Origin of the sequence: Prosthecobacter sp. SYSU 5D2 (assembly GCF_039655865.1) — a bacterium.
Lineage (GTDB): Bacteria > Verrucomicrobiota > Verrucomicrobiia > Verrucomicrobiales > Verrucomicrobiaceae > Prosthecobacter.
Window position 1 is genome coordinate 38,348 of sequence record NZ_JBBYXL010000009.1, and the last position, 18,554, is coordinate 56,901.

An 18,554-nucleotide genomic window follows, 5' to 3' on the forward strand; every position below is an offset into this window, starting at 1 on the left:
GATTCAGGAGGCCATTTCATCCGGCTTGTCCAGAATGCTGGCGCTTCGTGGCGGCACAGGCAGTCGCACGGCCTCCACCCAATAATCCACCAGCAGCTCCACCGCACGCTTGAAAGACCCGTAATCGGTCTGTTTCACGTGATACGAATTGGCCCCGTGCTCATAGCACCAGGCGATGTCGTGAGGACTGCTGGAAGTCGAGAAGATCACAACCGGAGTGCGTTTCAAACGCGGATGCTGACGCACTGCCAGGAGCACCGAACGTCCGTCCACCCCAGGCAGATTCAGGTCCAGCACGATCAGGGCCGGCAGCACAGGCAGCGGCCGGTCAGGCAGCAGCGGCGCCTTCAGCATGTCCAGCACCTGCTCGGCGCTCACACAACGCTGCAACCGCACCGGAGCGGGAGCCTTGGAGCGCAGAACGATGCGCTCCAAAGCGGCATAGTCCTCATCGCTGTCTTCCACCACAAGGAAGGAGGGATTGATGATCTCATTCATGGTGTGGCGGGATCCTGTTCTAAAGTGAAATAAAAGGTGGTTCCCTGACCTGGCGCGGACTCCAACCACATCCGCCCACCGTGACGCTCAATGATTTTGCGGACGATGGTCAACCCAGCTCCGACTCCTCCACCATACTCCTCCCTGCCGTGAAGTCTCTTAAAGATTTGGAAAACCAGGGTTTTATGTTCAGCAGCGATGCCGATGCCGTTGTCCCGCACGAAATAAATGGCCGCATGAGTGAGCGTGGCCGGCTGCCACCCGATTTCAATTTGAGGCGGTTTTTTATCGTTATACTTGATGGCATTGCTCAGCAAATTGGCGAATACCTCCCCAAGCCGGTCAGCATCTCCAAAGGTCGGAGGCAGATCTTTGGCCACCGTGATCTCGACCTGGCTCTCCTGCACACGCGCCACCACCATTTCCAGGGCATCTTGCACGACGGCATTCATATCCACCCGGTAGGTCTGAAGTTCGGCTCTCGAAAGCCTGGAATAGTATAACAGAGAGTCCAGCAAAGTCTCCATGCGCTCCGTCAGCCGCATCATGGTGCGGAGGTAGTTGATCCCCTGCTCATCCAGCTGCGCGCCACAGTCCTCCAGGATGAAATTGGAAAAATTGCTGATGCCGCGCAGAGGCTCCTTCAGATCGTGGGAGGCCACATAGGCAAAGGAGTCCAGCTGGCGGTTGCGCTCATCCAGTTCGGCATTCAGCCGGGTCAGGTGCTCGGCACGGCGGACTTCCGTTTCAAGGATAGTCTGGCGCAGAGCGCGAGCCGCCTCGGTTTCGCAATTCAGCCAGGGCCGGGAGCGGCCGCGCACCTCCTGCTGCCAGAGTTCAAAGGACTTGCGCGGCGTGAGCCGGTCCCCGTGCGGTCCGGTTTCCACGGGTTTGGTGGGATCTCCCGCCCAGTTACGCGTCTGGGTTTCCTCACGGCGAAACCACATTAGATAGGCCGGTGCCTGCCTGGAGAGGCGAGCGGCCAGCAGACCGCTGGCTGTGGCGGCCGCCGGCTGCCACTCAGGATAGTGGCCCCCCAGGTGATCGGTGGACCAGACGGCCTGCTCCTGCGACTCAGCCAGGCGAATGGCCAGGGCACGGACGGCTGTGGCATCCGGGGTCCGGCCTCTCAGGTGCACCATGTCATTATAAAGCAGGGCGGAGCCCTCCGCCTCAATACCCGCCAGCGTTTCTCCCCGGCTGTGGATCAGCGTGTGGTAGAACTCCGGTTGCAGGATCATCGCATCCGCCAGCACCCGGTGTTCCTGCTGCAGGCGCAGCATGTATTCATGCTGCTCCTCATTCTCTTTGCTGCCCACCTGGAGGGAAAGCATGTGGGCCAGAAACTCACAGGCCATGCGGGTGGAGTGCGCCACGTAGCGCGGAGAGTAATGATGGCAGGCAAACAGGCCCCACAGCTCCTCCCCAACTACGATGGAGATGGACATGGAAGCTGTCACTCCCATGTTTTGAAGATACTCCGCATGGATGGGAGACATGGACCGGCTCACACAGTAGCTCATGTCCAGCGGCTCACCATTGTCCGGCCGGAGACGCGGCAGCAATGCCACCGCCTGGTAGCGGACGTCCGGATTCAGACGCAATTGCGACCTGACAAAAAGCTTGCGCGCCTGTTTGGGAATGTCCGATGCCGGATAATGCATGCCCAGGTAGGACTCCAGGTCGTCCCGCCGTGCCTCAGCGATGATGTGGCCCGATGCATCATCCGCAAAACGGTACACCATGATCCGGTCAAAGCCGGTAAACCGCTTGACATGCTCCGCCGCACGCTGGCAGAACTCCACCACCGAGGTGCTGCTCTGCAGATGGCTGAGGGTGTGCTTCAGAGAAACATAAACCTCATCCTGCACCATGGACGCCTGGTCCGTCCATGTCTCCAGTTCCATGATGAGAACGCCCTGATACCGGTGCACCAACACTTCGAAAGACTGTCCTGCCGGACCCACCTGGAGCGGTGGCAGGTAGTGCGGTGATGCCTCCAGATCCTTGGTCAGGATCTGCTTGCGGAGATAGTCCATATCCTGGGCGGAAATGAGCTCTGGCAGGTCCATTTGCAAGAGCCCTTCCAAATCCAGCCCCAGGCGCTCCGGAGCATTGGCTGTCGCCTGCAGAATGCTCAGTGCAGGTTCCTCCAAAACCAGGAGAATGGCATGAGGCTGGACGGAACCGGGAATATGGATGGGCTCCCGGTCGCAATTGGTCAGATCTACAGGGTCGGACATGAAGAGTGAGGCTGATGAAACCAGCGGGCAAAGGTGTCAAAGGTGCTTTGCGCAGCGGCGGCAGCCAGCGGCTCAATGGCCGGATCCCTTGTTGAGCAGGCTTCCGCCCATTCTCCAAAGAGGCGCCAGTTTGGCAAGGTCTTCGCTCCGTAACCGGCAAAAAAACGTCCCCCGTTTTCAAGAGTTATGGGCAGATGCTGCTGCAAAAGCCGGCTAATCACCTGCCCGCCTAATGTAGATCCCTCAAGCACATAAAGACATCCAATAGCATTAGCCAGGCCCGACACCTGCGGCAGGGTCTGGCATTCTGCAAGATCCAGCCCCTCCTGAGGCTCTGCGCCCAAATGCGCCAAGTCTTCCACAAGCCAAGGCGTCTTGCGCCGATCATCAAAATCAAATCCTGCCTGCTGCCAGTCCACCGCCTCGGCCAGCCTGGCCTCCAGCGGTGCATAAAGAGTATAAAAACGCTCCAGCAAATGGCGGTAGTCATCACGCGTTTTGAAATGACGCGTGATGTCCATCTGCGCTTCCAGCGCCAGGTGCTTTTCAGCCGTTTTGGTTTTGAGGGTGGTTAGCAGGGCCATTGAAGGGTTCACACGAGATCGTATCCCATGCCTGAACCGGATGGGCGGCCCAAGCATTTTATTCCCGTTAACCGTCTGAATTCGCAGTATCAGCGCGGCTCACGCCCCGTCGTCTCGATGAACTGCTGCCGCAGGCTGTTGTAGCTGCGCTCCCACTCATCCATGGCATGCTGGTATTCCACGATCTGCTTTTCCAGCAGGGTCACACGCTGCTGCATGTGGGCATCGCTGCTGTTGCTTTTTTGCAGGTCCGGCCACTGGGCGCCGACAAGGGTGTTTTCCGTCGTGCGGGTGTGCTGCGGGCTGAAGCCGAAAAAAGGCAGTTCGGAAAGACGGGATTCCGTGCCGTTCACGCAGTTGATCAGCACCACGCTCCCATCCACCTGGCCGGTGGCCAGGAATTCCTGGATAGTGGCCACATTGGTGGGGCCGTAGAGATACTGGTCCGGCATCTGGATGAGCCAGTCCATTTGCAGGTCCAGGATCATGGGCGCGCGCTGCCAGGTCTCCCGTCCGTCATTGGACAGCTTGTCCATGGGGGAGATCTTGGCCTCACTGGCCCAGCCGAGCAGTGTTTCCGTGGTGATGGGGCCGTACTCCTGTTTGTCGGCGGCTTTAATAAGATGCCAGGTGGTGTCAGACATGATTTCAATTTAACGCGTCCGCACTTCCCATGGAAAGCACAAACATTTTCTTCATACCAAATGACGTCCCAGCGTCACTTCCAGGTTTTTTTCCACCACGGCACCCATGCTTTCACAGCGGTCAAAAGCATCCGTATTGTGGTATTCACCCAGCTCACGGGCCAGTTGCGCCACCTTGTCCGCCGGCTCGCGCGGATTGTTTTTCATAATCTGTAGCAGGGCTGTGATGCGCTGGTGCTCGCTGATGTAGCGGCGGGCGATCAGGCTGCGCTCCTCGTCCTGATACTGGTTCATGGTCGGTAGGTTCAGCAGCTTTCCGCACAGCCACACCACCGGATTGTTCTCCTTGAAAAACTGCGGCAGGTAGATGCTGCGCCGCCCTTCATAGCTCTGCTGGTCAAAGTCAATGGCCCGCACCCGGTACTGCACGTCCTCGAAGTCCGGCGTGATATCGATGACGTAATTGTAGCTGCGCATGTCGCCCAGCAGGCGCAGGAAGCAGCGCTCACTGAACTTCACAAACTCCTTGGCGATGCGCACCTTGTTCACGTCTGGCCGGTCCAGGTGATCGCGGATGAAGACATCCCCAGGCACGCCAGCGATGTGCTCCTCCACCAGGGTATTTCGCTGCGCCAGGTAATTGATCCGGTTCGGCGAAAGCAGATGCTCCAGCTCCAGGCCATACACGCGGGAGGCATCCGCCGTCTTCACATAAAAATGGTCATAGTTGTCGTTATACTGGTTCACCACCCGGATGCGGAAGGGACGGGAGTTTCCAAACTCGCAGTAGTCCACCCGCTCCACAAAAAGGTGGGGGACCGCATGCAGATCACCCGTTCGCAGCAGGGAATAAATGCTCGTCAGCCGCGGATAAAGCTCATCTTGACGATCTCGCGGATACAGCACGCTGGCCCAGTGTGTGGGATTGCCGTTTTTGTCATCCAGCGGATAGCTCTCCGTAAAGCCCAGCAGGTCCTTATAGGAGGCAGGCAATGAATAGTGCCTGCCGAATTCATCCAGATAAGTCTCCAGCTCATCGGTGACCGGCAGGAAATCTTTGCGCTTGGTGATGAGGATGTCGGAAGCCATAAAACAAACCGGATGCTGACGCAGCCTGCAGTCCAGGCCGGGGATAAAAAGTAACTCAGGCCACACTCTTTTTCACCGGCCCGCGATACCAGCCATAGGCGATGAAAGCCGCCCCAACGAGAATCATGAAAAGGGAGAAAAACTGCCCACGGGTGAGCCCCATGATGGCCTCCGAGCCAGAATCCGGCTGCCGGACGAACTCCAGGCTGATCCGGGCCACCGCATACAGGATGAAAAACAGACCCGTCAAAATGCCATGCGGCAGGCGCGGATACAGCAGGCGCACCGACAGCAAGATCATGGAAAGAAACAGCCCCTCGCCCAGTGCCTCATAAAGCTGGGAGGGATGACGAGGATGCAGCATCGCCTCCAGTCCCGCCACACCTTCCGGCTGCGTCTGGAAAAAGCCGATGATCTCCGGGCTGTACTGAATCCCCTGTGGCAGCGATACCGGTGTGCCGCCCTGGACGACAAAGTCTTCATGCAGCAGCTCCGTGGGAAATTTCATCGCCCAGGGCACCGTCGTCACCCGGCCAAAAAGCTCGCCATTGATGAAATTGGCAATGCGTCCGCAGAAGACCCCCAATGGGGCGCCGCAGACAATGGTATCTCCAATGCCCGTCCAGGAGATCTTGTGTTTGCGTGCATACCACAGACAAAACAGGGCCACTCCGGCGATGCCACCATGGCTGGCCATGCCGCCCTGGTTCAGCAGAAACAGGCTCCAGGGCGCCTCCACAAAATGATCCCAATCATAGAGCAGCATGTAGCCCAGCCGCCCGCCCAGCACCACGCCGAAGAGCGCCACCATGGTGATGAAATCCGCCACCTGCTCCGGTTTGATTTCTGAAAGGCCTTTGCGGGCCAGATAGTGCATGACCAGATAAGTCAGATAAAACCCCAGGACATACGCCAGACCGTACCAGTGCACGGCGAAAGTGTCCGTAAACCGGATGACGTGCGGGCTGAGGTCGTGCAGATAATAAGCAAGGAGGTCAGTCATACAAACATGCCGCCTTTCGTTTCAAATCATGCCCCTGGCAAGCAGCAGGCGGTGAAAGAATGATCCGAAATTTTCACCCGCTCCATTTCCCCCAGTTACAGCTCCCCTGCCCTGACCACCCAGATGACCAGCTTTTTTCCCTGATAACGCGGAATGGAAAAGTCCGGCCACGCCTTGTCAGTGACCTCCAGCGGACGTCCCAGCAAGGCTCCGAGTTGCGTCGGAAAAGCCGCCGGCGCATCCTTCACGGAGTTGGGATGAAAGCTGAGTTTATGATCGTCAAACACACGTACCAGGCTGCTTCTCATCACCAGCACGGGAGAGCCAAAAGTATCCTCAAGCCCGCGCAGGCCCACCATCTGCGTGGACTCCGCCTCCCACTCGTCCTCGGAATTTGCACCCGTCAAAGCACGTGCCAGATCCCCGATGTCCTGCCGCTCGATGAACTGGGCATCCACCATGGGAGTTTCTTCTTTGACCACCTGCGGGTAAGTCTTGCGGATGTGGCGTGATGTCAATACCGCCACTTCCTTCATCGTTTCCGCCGTCCAGTGGGAATCCTGTTTGAAGTAAAACGGCTGGCGGTTCTTCATGTCCCAAAAACTGACGGGCAGCTCCAGGACATCCACTCCGGCAGCGCGCAGGCGCTCCAGTTCCTCCTTATACCCTGGCTGGAGCACAGGAGCCCAGTAGGTCGCAGGCAGGACCGGCTCAGGATAGAGCGAGACCTTGTCCGGTACCGGCAGCAGCAACAGCTTCGCTCCCTGCTGCTCCAGTTCTTTTTTCAGACTCAGCACCTTTTCCGCGAGCCCTGGTTTTTTACGTTTCTGAGTCAGCCGGTCAATTTCCTCAATGGGATAAAGCCAGCCGTCATTGCCGCTATACACCGGGACTGCATCCCACCAGCGAAGAGGCTGGGAAAAGCCAGGGATTGCCAAACCGGCCAGGAAGGCCACAAAGGCGAAGCAGCAAAACAAACCCAGCCCCCTGACCGCCTTGCGCACCGGCTGCGGCCGCTCCATCCACCAGGAATATCCGGGCACAGCCACCGCTGTCAGCACCGCGCCCCACATCACCCAGCCGACCTGCCAGGTGGTAAGCCTGCGGTCCAAAAACAGCGCATACACGGTCTCTGCAGGCGGATTAAAAAGCACCCTCCATTCTTCCACCGCCGCCGCCCAGCTTCCCTTGTAGATCAGCGGCATGCTCAGCACAAACAGGCACACACCCAGGACACCGCGCGCCTGCCTCGGCACACGAAACCAGCCTGCGTGACGGCCTAACAAAAAGTCTAGAACAATCAGCAATCCGTGCAGCAGGAGCCAGATCACCAGGCCCTCCGAGAAACCGTGCAAGGAAAGCAGCATCACCATGGCCACACCCGCGAGCACACTCCGCCAGGCGGGAAATTCAGGCCGGGCCCCCGGCCCCCAACGACTCCAGAAATCCACGGCGCTGCCAGCCCAAAATGGATCGCGGACAAATGGGATCCTGACTCCTGCCAAAAGCATGCCCAAATCCAAAGCGACGGATGCCAACAAGAATGTACGGAGGGCAAAAGAAAGCATCCCAATAAATGCCGACCAGCCATTGTGGGCATCAGGCAATGCCTCATGGCAAAGGAGGTGGATTCCATGCATAGGAAGCACCAGCAAGAGCATCTTCGCCATGGAGAGCCCTGCAATGACAAGCTTTTCCCAAACATCTCGCTTCCCTCTCTTTAGATTGGCAAAGTTGCTGCCTGCCAAAAACAGCAGGACAGCAAAAAATAGCACATCAACGAAAAAACCGTTCATTCAACGCTCATACTTGTAGTGAACCCTCCAGCACTTCAACCTCAAACCGGCTTTCTTCCGGGTGCCATCAATGACGCTTCCATCTGCCGCAGCGCCTTCACCACCTCGGGCCGGATGATCATCCCGGGCCGCGCCTCCTTCATCTGTGCCAGGGCCGCTTCCGTCGTGCCGCCGCTTTGCAAAAGCCAGGCTCCCACTGCCGCTGCCGTGCGGGAATAACCGGCTTTGCAATGCACAAACACGATGCCGTCCTTGCGCGCTTTTTCAATGAATGCCGCCGCTGCAAAGAGCTGCTCCTGCGTCGGTGCTGTCAGGTCCGTCACGGCAATGTTCCGGTATCCGGGCAGATCACGAAAGGCTTTCGGTGCTTCAAATTCCGCTGTCAGGTCCAGCACATGCGTCACCCCGTCTTGGACCATTTCATAAGCCGCATCGTGATCCGGGACTGACCCCATCCAGACACGCGGCGTCAGTTGATCCCATTTGGCCGATTGCCGCCGGTACCACCACCAGGAGATCTCCTGCCCGATAAACCAGGGTGCCAGCAGCCACTGCGTCATGACCGGCAGCCGTCCTTTGTTTTTTCCCAGCACCAGCGCCCCGGCCCCAAAATACGCTGCCGAAACCGTCCCCAGAGCCGCCGCCGGCCAGGACAGCAGCAGGGACCACGGCATGTTCATCTGGCAGGCCAGCAGCAGCACAAACGCCGCCCCCAGGTAATAAAACCCGATGCGTCTGTTCACGGCTGCCTTCCTTTCATGCGCGTCTGGGATAACATGAAAAATCACGGCAGCCAGTAAAAACCCTCCCAGCACATCCACCAGATGATGCTGCCACGTCAGCAGTGTGGAGATCCCGATGAGGCTGAACCAGACATGCAGCATCATGCGAATGATCCCGCTGGAGTGCCGAGCATAGTGCACCGCCATAATCGTCCGCAAAACAATGTGCAAACTTGGAAAAAGATTGTGCGGCGCATCCATCGCCTGGATCGCCCCGAACCAGGATGCAAACATCCCTTCCGTGACCTGCGGCCTCTGCCAGGCAAGCTCCAGCGGAATGATCATGAAACAGGCCCCGGCCACCAGATTGGTCAGCACCAGCCGCTTCTTCAGCACCTGGAGCTCATTCCGGTCCCTGCATAAAAAGGGCGCGACCACAAAGAACGCATCCAGCGACCAGTAGGGAACGATCATCCATTCCACCACCGGAATCATCCGCTCCCAGGCAAATGCCGCCGTCTGCACATCCGGGCGCAGACCGGTCAACCAGTTGCTGGCGTTGTAAATGACCAGGAAAACCATACTGGTCCAGGCACTGACCCATGCAGCCTGCCAGAAGGTGGGACGTCGAGAGGGCGGGCTCATGGAATCAGGCTTTTCTGGCCACACTGATGGTGAAGATGCCGGATGGATCCGTCTCCTGCCGCTCCTTCACAAACCCTGCCGCCCGCACCAGGTCATCCATCTCCTCCTGCGTGCGCCGCCGCATGATCCACGGCTGCCCTTCCCGGTTCGTCAGGACATGGGCAATGAACTTCAACTGTGGATGCCACGGCTGGTTCGTATAGACCAGCCTCGCACCAGGTGCCATCGCATCCCCCAGTCCCTTCAGCGATTCCAGCACCGGTTTGTTGGCATTAAACAGCTCGTATAAGCCAGATACCACCGCCACCATCGGCGGCGGATTCAGCCCCGCCAGGGAGGATCGGTCAAATGCATCCGCCTGCACAAAAGTCACCCTTTCTGTTAGGCCCAGCCCCTCCGCCGTCGCCCGCGCCGTGTCCAGGTTTGGCTGCTGGTAGTCGCGCAGCGTGGCCGTGACAGCCAGTTCCGGATGGTCATGCAGCGTCTGCAAAACATAACGTCCGCCGCCGCAGGCGATGTCCACCAGATGCGGTGTGGGCCCTGCCTGCGCCAGCACATCCGCCAGCACCCGTTGCAGCATTTTTCCACGCCAACGGATGCCCGTCCACCCCGGACTGTCCAGGTAGGACTTGTCCATCAGCCAGCCCAGGCCCAGCTTGCCTGAGGGTTTGTTTTTATAGACATAGTCCAGCGTGCGGCCTGAATCAAAACCCGCCTCCCATCCCAGCGCGATGCCCTTGCTCAGCCGGCCGAGTGTTCCAAACATCAGCCTCGTCACCCGCGATGTAAACTCATCGCGTGTGGACGCCAGTTCATCCCGCTCCGTGCGGGTATGTCCACGGTCATCCGCATCCAGCAGCGGCACCGGCTTTTCCGATGGAGCGTCGAACAGCCTCTGAGCAAACGCCCGCACCCGGTTAAACACCACCTCCCGCTGCGCCTCGTGGAAGATCGCATGGTAAAAACCATGCAGCTTGTAAAACTCCTTGTCGGATGATCCCAGCCTTTCGAAAAACTCCCGCTGCGCGCCCTCCTCTACCACCCAGTCCTGACCCGCGCTGAAAACCAGCGTCGGCACACGGATCGCCGCCGCATCTTCCACCACCCGCCGGGCCGTGTCATAGAGGTCCAGGAGAATGTTCACCGAGATCTCTTTGAAGATCTTTTCATCCTGGTTATACGCCCGCTGCTGTTCCGGGTCATGCGTCAGCACGCGGGATTTCACATAACTTTTCACCACACCGCCCGGCAGCAGCTTCTCCTTGGCCCGCAGCAGCGGCACCGCCAGCGGCACATACAGTTTCACTTTGAAGGCCGGCGTGCCCAGCACCAGTCCGCGCAGCCGGGGCGCATAGTCATGCACCCAGGCCGCCGCCACCACCGCGCCCACACTGTGCGCCACCAGCACGATGTTTTCACGGGCGATGGCGTACGTCTTCTCGATGTGCTGAAAAAATTCCTCCAGGTCCCGGATCACCACACCCAGGTTCTCCGCCCCGCCCCGTGGCCCGGGAGACTCCCCATGTCCGCGCTGGTCCCAGGCAAACAGGGCCGTGTCCGGCATGTCCAGCGCACCGGCCAGCTCCAGCATCCGGCCGGAATGTTCATGCCCACGATGCAGCAGCACGATGGCCTGTTTCGCCTGATAAAAGGGCAACCACGCCCGGTAAAAAAGCCCGGCCCCATCATGCGAAGGAAACGTGTGCGTGGTCATAACTGAAGATGGTGTAGGATTCATTATCATAGCAAGCATGGATTCGTGAGATTGATCTTGACCCTGATCAGGATCATCTTCCCATGCGGGGAATTTTGAAAAAACGGATCATCGCCTTTTTCAAAAGCTGCGTGATCCTTTTCCCGCTGGTAATGCGCATGGTTCATTGCTTACTCTCCTTTTCATTCTTTCCCCCATCACCGCCATGGCCTCAGACACCTCCGTTTCCCTCAAGAACCTCACCCTGCTGGGGAAAGAAAACCTTCCCTCCAAAGGCGGCTACCTCATCCTGCCCAGCCAGCTAAGGCACCTGGACCTCCAGCGGCTGGAAACCTTCCTGAGCGGACATCCCATCGTCTATCTCATGGAGCAGGGCGCGGCATTCTCCCCCCAGCTCAAAGCCCATGTCGAGCAGGACTCCGTCCACACTCTCGTCATCGCCCCGGACCTCACGGATGCCCACGCTTACCGCAAGGCCGTCACGGCCGAGATCGAAAAAGGCTCCGTCATCATCTACCTCCCTGCCGAGGCCGCCACCGGCACCGCCCCTCTCACCACCGTCCCCGGTGCGAAGCTGGAGTTCCTCCTCAAAGCCGCCTGCCCTGTCCTCCCCGTCTATGTCCAGGCCACCGCCGATGTCGCCCTGGCCATCGAGCCCGCCTGCGATGAAACCTCCGTCGTGATGGCCATCGGCCCGCTGCTTCCAGGGGAAGACATCACCCTGGCCGCCTATCAGGAGTCTCTTTTCGTGCTCGCTGAAAAATGCTTCAGCCAGCATCCGGCCCTGTCTATGCACCTGGCCTACGCGCTGCTCAAAGGCCTGAAGCGCCACGGCAGCCGCAATCACGTCCTGGATGGCAAGGACGACAAGGAACTCGGTTACGACAAAGTTCTGGCCGTCGGCATCGCCCTGTCCAAGGTCATCAAAACCGAGACTAACAAAAAGCGTGTCGGCATCATCCTGCCTCCCGGCCTGGGCGGACTCATCGCCAATGTCGCCGTCCTGCTGGCTGGCAAGATCCCCGTGAACCTCAACTTCACTGCCGGCCGCTCAGCCATCGAATACGCCATCAAATCCGCCGACCTGGACCGGTTCATCACCGCCGACATTTTCGTGCGCAAGATGCAAACCTTCCCCTGGCCGCCCACGAAACAACTCATCCTCATCGAGCGCCTCCTGCCCAAGCTCAAGGCCAAGATCGCCCTCTGGCTCGGCCTCAGCAAAGTCCTTCCCGCCTCCCTCCTCGCCACCATTCTCGGTGTGCCCAAAAAAGGCGGCGATACCGAAGCCGTCCTGCTTTTCACCAGCGGCAGTTCCGGCAATCCCAAAGGCGTCGCGCTCACCCATCGCAACGTCCTGGCCAATGTCATTCAGTTCAGCAGCCGTCTGAGCTTGAAGGCCAACGACAGCATCCTCGGCAGCCTCCCGCTCTTCCACAGCTTTGGCAGCACCGTCACCCTCTGGTACCCTATCATCAGCGGCCTGAACCTCGTCACCTACCCAAGTCCTCTCGAGACCAAAAAGCTCGGCGAGCTCATCGAAAAACACCGCGTCTCCCTCCTCATCGCCACGCCCACCTTCCTGCGCGGCTACCTGCGCGGCGTCAATCGCGAGTCCCTCACCTCCCTGAAGATGGTCGTCACCGGGGCGGAAAAACTCCCCACCACCGTCTCCACCGCCTTTGAGCAGCGCTTTGATAAAAAAGTCTTCGAAGGCTACGGCCTCACCGAGACCTCCCCTGTCTCCAATGTCAACCTCCCCGATCCCGTCCCCCTCGGCAGCGAGGACAGCGGCTACGTCTGGATCCCCAATCACCGCCCCGGCAGTGTCGGCCAGCTCATCCCCGGCCTCGCCGTCCGTATCACCCATCCGGAGACCAGCGAACCCCAGTCCCTGCACAGCAGCGGCATGATCTGGTTCAAAGGCACCAATGTCTTCACCGGCTACCTTAACGACCCCAAACGCACCGCCGAGGTCATTGATGAAAACGGCTGGTTCCGCACCGGCGACATCGGCCGCGTGGACATGGACGGCTTCCTTTACATCGAAGGCCGCCTCAGCCGCTTCTCCAAGATCGGCGGCGAAATGGTTCCTCATGAAACCGTCGAAGAAGCCCTCATCAAAGCCATGGGCCTGGAAAACGAAAGCGTCCGCAAGATCGCCGTTGTCGGCGTGCCCGATCTCGACCGTGGCGAGGCCCTCATCCTCCTCACCGCCATTCCCGGCGGCCCCGAGCACCAGGAGATCCTCGACCTCCGCTACCGCCTCCTAGAAAAAGGCCTTCCGCCACTTTGGATCCCCAAAAAGATGATCCGCGTCGCCGACATCCCGATTCTCTCCTCCGGAAAACTCGATGTCCAAAGCTGCGAGACCATCGCGAAAAGCGGTTCCTAAAGCATTCGGCCCCGGCTCCCCTCGAAGGGGAGCTTTGGCACTGAATCACCTTTCAGCGGCTCGCAGGGGCCTCAATGACCGTCTTCATCTCCGCTTGGAGCCGGGCCACAATTTCGGGTTTTTCAAGGTACAAGTTACGCGTTTCAGCGGAATCTTCACGGAGGTTGTAGAGCTGGCCTTTGGGATCACCCAAACCTGGTTTGATGAAACTGGGTTTTGTGAAACCTCCTGAACCGAGCTGGTCAATGTACTTCCAGTCGCCTGAGCGGACGGTCATCGCGCCGTTGCTGCCAGCACGCATCAGCAGGGTGCTGCGCAGACCTTTTCCCTCAGGCTGGCTGCCGGTCAGCACAGGCAGAAAACTCACACTGTCCGGTCCGGCCCCATCGGCCAGCTTCACGCCGCAGATCTCGGCAAAGGTGGCCAGCACATCCGTGAAACCGATCAACTGCGCACTCACAGATGCAGGCATCACCCGCCCCGGCCAGCGCACGATGAAGGGGATCCGATGGCCGCCCTCCCACGCATCGCCCTTCATGCCGCGAAGACCGTTGGCGGAATCATGGCCAAACTTTTCCACGTCCACATCATACCAAGTCGGGCCGTTGTCTGAGGTCATGATGACAAGCGTGTCCTGGGTCATTCCGGTTTCATCCAGGGCCGCCAACACACGGCCGATCTCGGCATCCACCATCGTGGTAAAGTCACCATACATCCCAGCTCCGCTTTTGCCGATGAACTCCGGCGCTGGCAGCCAGGGAGTGTGCGGTGCCGGATAGGCAAGGTAAAGCATCATCGGCTTATGACGGGAGTCATCAGAGGCGGATTTTGCCCCCGCATGTTGATGAATCACGCCCAGAGCTTCTTCAGTGAAAAGCGGAAGCACCTCCTTCAGCTCCAAACCCGGCGCGATGCCGCCCTCACGCCAAAAAGCTCCCTGGATCGGCGACCAGCCGTCCGAATTGTTTGCGGCGATTTGAGCCGTCGGCGGAGCCACGGCGCGGTCTCCACGGATATAAAAGTACGGTGGGATGTCAGTGGAGGCACGCATGCCAAAGAAGCTCTGAAAACCACGATCTACCGGCCCGCCTGGCAGTATTTGGTCGTAACCTTTTTCAAGGAAACCCAGGTGCCACTTACCCACCATCGCCGTCGCATAGCCCTGATCCTTCAGCAATGACGCCAAAGTCATTTGGCCTTCTTTAATCAGCGGCTCGGTAGGCCAACGGGACACATCGGTGCGGAAGGGGTATCGCCCTGTCATGAGGCCATAACGCGAAGGATGACAAAGCGGACCCGCAGAGTGCGCATCCGTGAAACGCATGCCTTCACGGGCCAGGCGGTCCATGTTCGGCGTCGGGATCTTGGAATCCGGATTGTAACACTGCGGGTCCCCATATCCCATGTCATCCACGAGGATGAGGACGATGTTTGGCAGGGCGGCAGAAGTGGACGCTGGAAAAAACAGCGTCACCAGGACGCAGGTCAGAATCAGAGATGAGGGGAAACGCATGCAGGAGCGAGATGCTTTATTATTTCAGATGTCCCTCATGCAGCTCACGCAGGCGGGCGGCGATGTCGGGATGTTTGTCGGCGAGGTTGGTCTTTTCGGAAGGGTCGTCTTTGAGGTTCACCAGCATGTTTTCCACCCGCATGCCCTGCCCGTCGTTGCTGCTGGTGTCGCGGGTGTTGCCGATGAGTTTCCAGTCGCCCTCACGCACCGCCCAGTCGGGATTTTTGGCTCCACCGACCAGCCAGTGCAGCGCATGGTTTTCATGAGGGCTTGGCGCTTTGGCATCGCGGATCACTCCCGCCAGACTGCGTCCATCCAGCCTGGCATCCGGCGGCTGGATGCCCGTCAGCTCCGCCAGCGTGGGCAGCCAATCACAGGAATGGGCGATCTGGTCGCGCACTTCATTTTGCGGCAGGCTTTTTGGCCAGGAGATGATGGCTGGCAGGCGGATGCCGCCTTCAAACAGGCTGAACTTTGCCCCGCGATATTTCCCCGGGCTGCCGCCGCCAAAGTGGGCACGCTCCTCCGTCGAGTGGCCGTTATCGCTTTGGAAAATGATGACCGTATTGTCACGCAGGCCGAGCTGGTCCACCTTGGCAAAGAGCTCTCCAAGGCGCTGGTCCTGCGCGGCCACAAAGGCGGCGTAAAGATTGCGCGGATAAGGCAGATGCCTGAAGTGTTCCAGCCACTTCGCATCGCCTTGATAAGGATAGTGCGGCGTGTTCAGCGCATAATAAATGAAGAAGGGTTTTTCACGATTTTCATCCATGAACTGCGAGGCCTCACGCACCATCAGGTCCGGGAAAAACTCGCCATCGTGATACACCTCCTCACCGTTGCGCCAGAGGTCGTGGATGTTCGGTCCGCTCCAGTAAAAGAAGTGCGAAAAGTTGTCAATGCAGCCGCCCATGTGACCGAAGCTGTGGTCAAAACCCTGCGCCATCGGCTTTGTCTCCGGCGTGTATCCCAGGTGCCACTTGCCGACATGCGCCGTGGCATAACCGGCGGCCTTGAACATCTCCGCCATCGTCACCTCCTCTGGCGGCAGCGCGCCCTTGCCTCCCTTTTGCGAAGAGCAATTGCCCGGCACACCCGCCCGCGCGGGCCAGCGTCCTGTCAAGGCTCCGGCCCGCGATGGTGAGCACACCGGTGCCGCAGAATAAAACTGCGTAAACCGCACCCCGCGCGCCGCCAGCGCATCCGTGTTTGGCGTCACCAAATCCTTGGCCCCATAACATCCCAGATCTTCGCTCCCCTGGTCATCTGCCATGATGAAGATGACGTTAGGAGGAGCGGATAAGGCTGTGTTTGAGAAGCTGAGGAAAAACAGCAGGAAGGTGATTGAAAGGATAGTTTTCATGCGGACTGGCTATGATTGAAAATCACGTAGCAGGCGGGAAACGCCGGTGTGGTCCGTCTTTATCTTTTGATTCCTGGGATCACTTTGAAACGGCCATTGTGCTCATGGGCAGTTGCCCCAAAATTTGACATTGAATACCGAGCCAGGAAACCACACTTTAGGATCATGACTTTGATATTGGATTTCCCGGACTCTTGGCAGCATCTGCTGGGACTTGATGCTGACAATCCGGCACAACGTGCGCGGGAGATGCTGGTGATTGAAGGTTACCGGGAAGGACGGCTCTCCCGTGGGCAGACGGCAGAAATGCTGGGGCTGGGGTTTCACGAAACCGAAGCACTCCTCAAGCGTCATGGCGCTGATCAGCAGGCAACTTGGGAAGAGATGGAGGCAGGCACCCAAGCTTTCAAAGCACTCCTCAGAGAATGAAAACCGGCCTGCTCGCTGTGGCCGATACCACCCCGCTCAATTATCTGATTCTCATCGGCTGCACCGACATTCTGGGGCAACTGTTCAAAGAGGTGCTCATTCCCAATGCTGTCCTGAATGAACTGAGGCATCCCAAGGCCCCCGTTGAGGTCTCCCGCTGGCTCATTTCGCTACCGGCATGGCTGCGAATCCAGTCCGTCACATGGACTGACCCAACGATTCAGCTCGGCGACGGAGAGAACGAGGCCATCAGCCTGGCGCTTGAGCAAAACATTCCCATCGTGATGATGGACGAGCGCAAAGGACGGGCTGCGGCAGAAGCCCGTGGACTACTACCCATTGGCACTCTCAACTTGCTCGATCTGGCCGATGAGGCCGGTTTCATTGACGGCATGCAGGCACTTCGTGAACTGCGAAAGACCACGTTCAGGGCCGAAGCCAAACTGATCTCCCAGTTTGAAAACAAGATGTCTGCGCGGCGAGTGTGATGAGGAAGTGGAGCGTGCATAAAAACCCGCAAGACCTCTTTGTCTTTTCTGACCAAGGATGTCAGGATGGCGGACATGAAAAGCAAATGGATCTGGACGGGCCTGATGGTCTTCATTTTGAATGCAGCGGCAGCGGAGCGGCCTAACATTGTGTTCATGCTGGCGGATGATCTGGGCTATGGCGATCTGCCAAGCTTTGGTGCCAAGGATGTGCAGACGCCGCACCTGGACCGGCTGGCCAAAGAGGGCATCAAGTTTACCCAAGCCTATGCGAACGGACCGGAATGCACCCCCTCCCGCACGGCCATCCACACGGGCAGGCATCCGCAGCGGCCCGGCGGCCTGGAGTGCCCGCTGGGCACGGGGAATGTGGGGCGCTATGACGATGCCATCCGCTTGCGCGAGAAGAACGACCTGGGCCTGCCTCCGAACATGGCGGTGCTGGCACCGGGGCTGAAGCAGGCGGGTTATGCCACGGCCCTCATCGGCAAATGGCATCTCGGTTATGAGCCGAAATTCAATCCGCTGGAGCAGGGATTCGACCGCTTCTTCGGCATCCTCGGCGGCAATGTAGACTACTACCGTCATGTGGAGCTTTCAGACCTGCCGGTCTTCATGGAGGACCGCCAGCCGGTGGCGCGTGAAGGCTACATGACGGACCTCTTTCGCGATGAGTCCGTGGCCTTTATCCGCCAACAGACCAAGGTGGAAAATCCCGCGCCATTTTTCCTCTTCCTCGCCTTCACCGCGCCGCATTTTCCCTTTCAGCCGCCCGGGACTGCGGACGAGCCGATGCCCACCGCCGAGCAATGGACCAAAGGCACCCGCGCCAACTATGTGAAGATGATCGAAAACATGGATGAGGCCGCCGGGGCAGTCATGGCAGCCCTGGCGGAAACGGGCGCGGACAAAAATACCCTCATCGTCTTTGCCAGTGATCATGGAGCCATGCAACCAGGCTCCAACGGGCCGTATCGCGACTACAAGGAAACATTGTTTGAAGGCGGCATCCGCACGCCTGTGCTCGCCCGCTGGCCCGGCAGGCTAAAGGCTGGCAGTGTGGATGACCGCCCTTGGATGCTGATGGACCTTACCGCCTCCATCCTGGCCCTGGCCGATGCCAAAGTGCCGGATGGTCGCCCACTGGATGGCCAGCCGGTGCTGGTGGACGTGATTGAAGGTCGCGAAAGCGCCCCGCGAGACTTCTACTGGCGGGCGCGGCGCGGTGACCGCACCTGGCGCGCCGTGCGCTCCGGCGGCTGGAAATGGATCTCCCGCGAAGACCCTGGCGACAAAGAAGAGTGGCTCTTCAATTTGAGCAGCGATCCCACTGAAAAGACGGATGCCAAGAAATCTCAAAGGGCCGAAGTGACCCGCCTCAAAGCTCTCATGATGAACTGGGAAACGGAGGTGAAGGCGGAGAGGTAGGAT

Annotated in this window: 15 protein-coding genes; 4 read left to right on the forward strand and 11 right to left on the reverse strand. The window is 58.9% G+C overall.

Annotated elements, in window-relative coordinates; all coding sequences use genetic code 11:
• Positions 1-3 precede the first annotated feature (3 nt).
• The 9 genes from WJU23_RS16150 to WJU23_RS16190 form a co-directional block, all read right to left on the reverse strand.
• Positions 4-498 (reverse strand): response regulator, encoded by a 495-nt coding sequence (locus WJU23_RS16150; RefSeq protein WP_346333636.1) that lies wholly within the window; start codon positions 496-498, stop codon positions 4-6.
• Positions 495-2,741, reverse strand: a complete 2,247-nt coding sequence (locus WJU23_RS16155) for an ATP-binding protein (RefSeq protein ID WP_346333637.1) — start codon at positions 2,739-2,741, stop codon at positions 495-497. Before WJU23_RS16155 ends, WJU23_RS16150 begins: the two co-directional genes overlap by 4 nt.
• Positions 2,726-3,325: a biliverdin-producing heme oxygenase gene (locus WJU23_RS16160; RefSeq protein WP_346333638.1), complete on the reverse strand. Its 600-nt coding sequence runs from the start codon at positions 3,323-3,325 to the stop codon at positions 2,726-2,728. Before WJU23_RS16160 ends, WJU23_RS16155 begins: the two co-directional genes overlap by 16 nt.
• Before the next feature lie 89 nt (positions 3,326-3,414).
• Positions 3,415-3,969 carry a hypothetical protein gene (locus WJU23_RS16165; protein ID WP_346333639.1) on the reverse strand — a complete coding sequence of 185 codons (555 nt, stop codon included), beginning with the start codon at positions 3,967-3,969 and terminating at the stop codon, positions 3,415-3,417.
• Positions 3,970-4,020: 51 nt separating this feature from the next.
• Positions 4,021-5,058 (reverse strand): hypothetical protein, encoded by a 1,038-nt coding sequence (locus WJU23_RS16170; protein WP_346333640.1) that lies wholly within the window; start codon positions 5,056-5,058, stop codon positions 4,021-4,023.
• A 55-nt stretch (positions 5,059-5,113) separates the two neighbouring features.
• Positions 5,114-6,061 carry a prolipoprotein diacylglyceryl transferase gene (gene lgt / locus WJU23_RS16175; protein WP_346333641.1) on the reverse strand — a complete coding sequence of 316 codons (948 nt, stop codon included), beginning with the start codon at positions 6,059-6,061 and terminating at the stop codon, positions 5,114-5,116.
• A gap of 95 nt (positions 6,062-6,156) precedes the next feature.
• Positions 6,157-7,512, reverse strand: a complete 1,356-nt coding sequence (locus tag WJU23_RS16180; protein ID WP_346333642.1) for a hypothetical protein — start codon at positions 7,510-7,512, stop codon at positions 6,157-6,159.
• A 386-nt stretch (positions 7,513-7,898) separates the two neighbouring features.
• On the reverse strand, positions 7,899-9,224 hold the full coding sequence (locus WJU23_RS16185; protein WP_346333643.1) for a phosphatase PAP2/dual specificity phosphatase family protein: 1,326 nt from the start codon (positions 9,222-9,224) through the stop codon (positions 7,899-7,901).
• A gap of 4 nt (positions 9,225-9,228) precedes the next feature.
• Entirely contained in the window at positions 9,229-10,938 is a 1,710-nt protein-coding gene (locus tag WJU23_RS16190) for a bifunctional alpha/beta hydrolase/class I SAM-dependent methyltransferase (RefSeq protein ID WP_346333644.1), read from the reverse strand.
• Positions 10,939-11,143: 205 nt separating this feature from the next.
• Between WJU23_RS16190 and WJU23_RS16195 the strand changes: the two genes are divergently transcribed.
• On the forward strand, positions 11,144-13,333 hold the full coding sequence (locus WJU23_RS16195; protein WP_346333645.1) for an AMP-binding protein: 2,190 nt from the start codon (positions 11,144-11,146) through the stop codon (positions 13,331-13,333).
• A gap of 52 nt (positions 13,334-13,385) precedes the next feature.
• On the opposite strand, the gene WJU23_RS16200 is transcribed toward WJU23_RS16195, so the two are convergent.
• Both WJU23_RS16200 and WJU23_RS16205 read right to left on the reverse strand, forming a co-directional pair.
• The gene (locus WJU23_RS16200; protein WP_346333646.1) at positions 13,386-14,846 is read right to left on the reverse strand and encodes an arylsulfatase; all 1,461 of its coding nucleotides are present in this window, start codon (positions 14,844-14,846) and stop codon (positions 13,386-13,388) included.
• A gap of 19 nt (positions 14,847-14,865) precedes the next feature.
• Complete coding sequence (locus WJU23_RS16205; RefSeq protein ID WP_346333647.1) at positions 14,866-16,206, reverse strand: sulfatase-like hydrolase/transferase; 1,341 nt, start codon at positions 16,204-16,206, stop codon at positions 14,866-14,868.
• A 48-nt stretch (positions 16,207-16,254) separates the two neighbouring features.
• Here WJU23_RS16205 and WJU23_RS16210 point away from each other — a divergent pair, with 48 nt between their 5' ends.
• The 3 genes from WJU23_RS16210 to WJU23_RS16220 all read left to right on the forward strand — a co-directional run bounded on the left by WJU23_RS16210 (position 16,255) and on the right by WJU23_RS16220 (position 18,551).
• Positions 16,255-16,635 (forward strand): UPF0175 family protein, encoded by a 381-nt coding sequence (locus tag WJU23_RS16210; protein WP_346333648.1) that lies wholly within the window; start codon positions 16,255-16,257, stop codon positions 16,633-16,635.
• Complete coding sequence (locus WJU23_RS16215) at positions 16,632-17,123, forward strand: DUF3368 domain-containing protein (protein WP_346333649.1); 492 nt, start codon at positions 16,632-16,634, stop codon at positions 17,121-17,123. Before WJU23_RS16210 ends, WJU23_RS16215 begins: the two co-directional genes overlap by 4 nt.
• A gap of 75 nt (positions 17,124-17,198) precedes the next feature.
• Positions 17,199-18,551 (forward strand): sulfatase-like hydrolase/transferase, encoded by a 1,353-nt coding sequence (locus WJU23_RS16220; protein WP_346333650.1) that lies wholly within the window; start codon positions 17,199-17,201, stop codon positions 18,549-18,551.
• Positions 18,552-18,554: the final 3 nt, after the last annotated feature.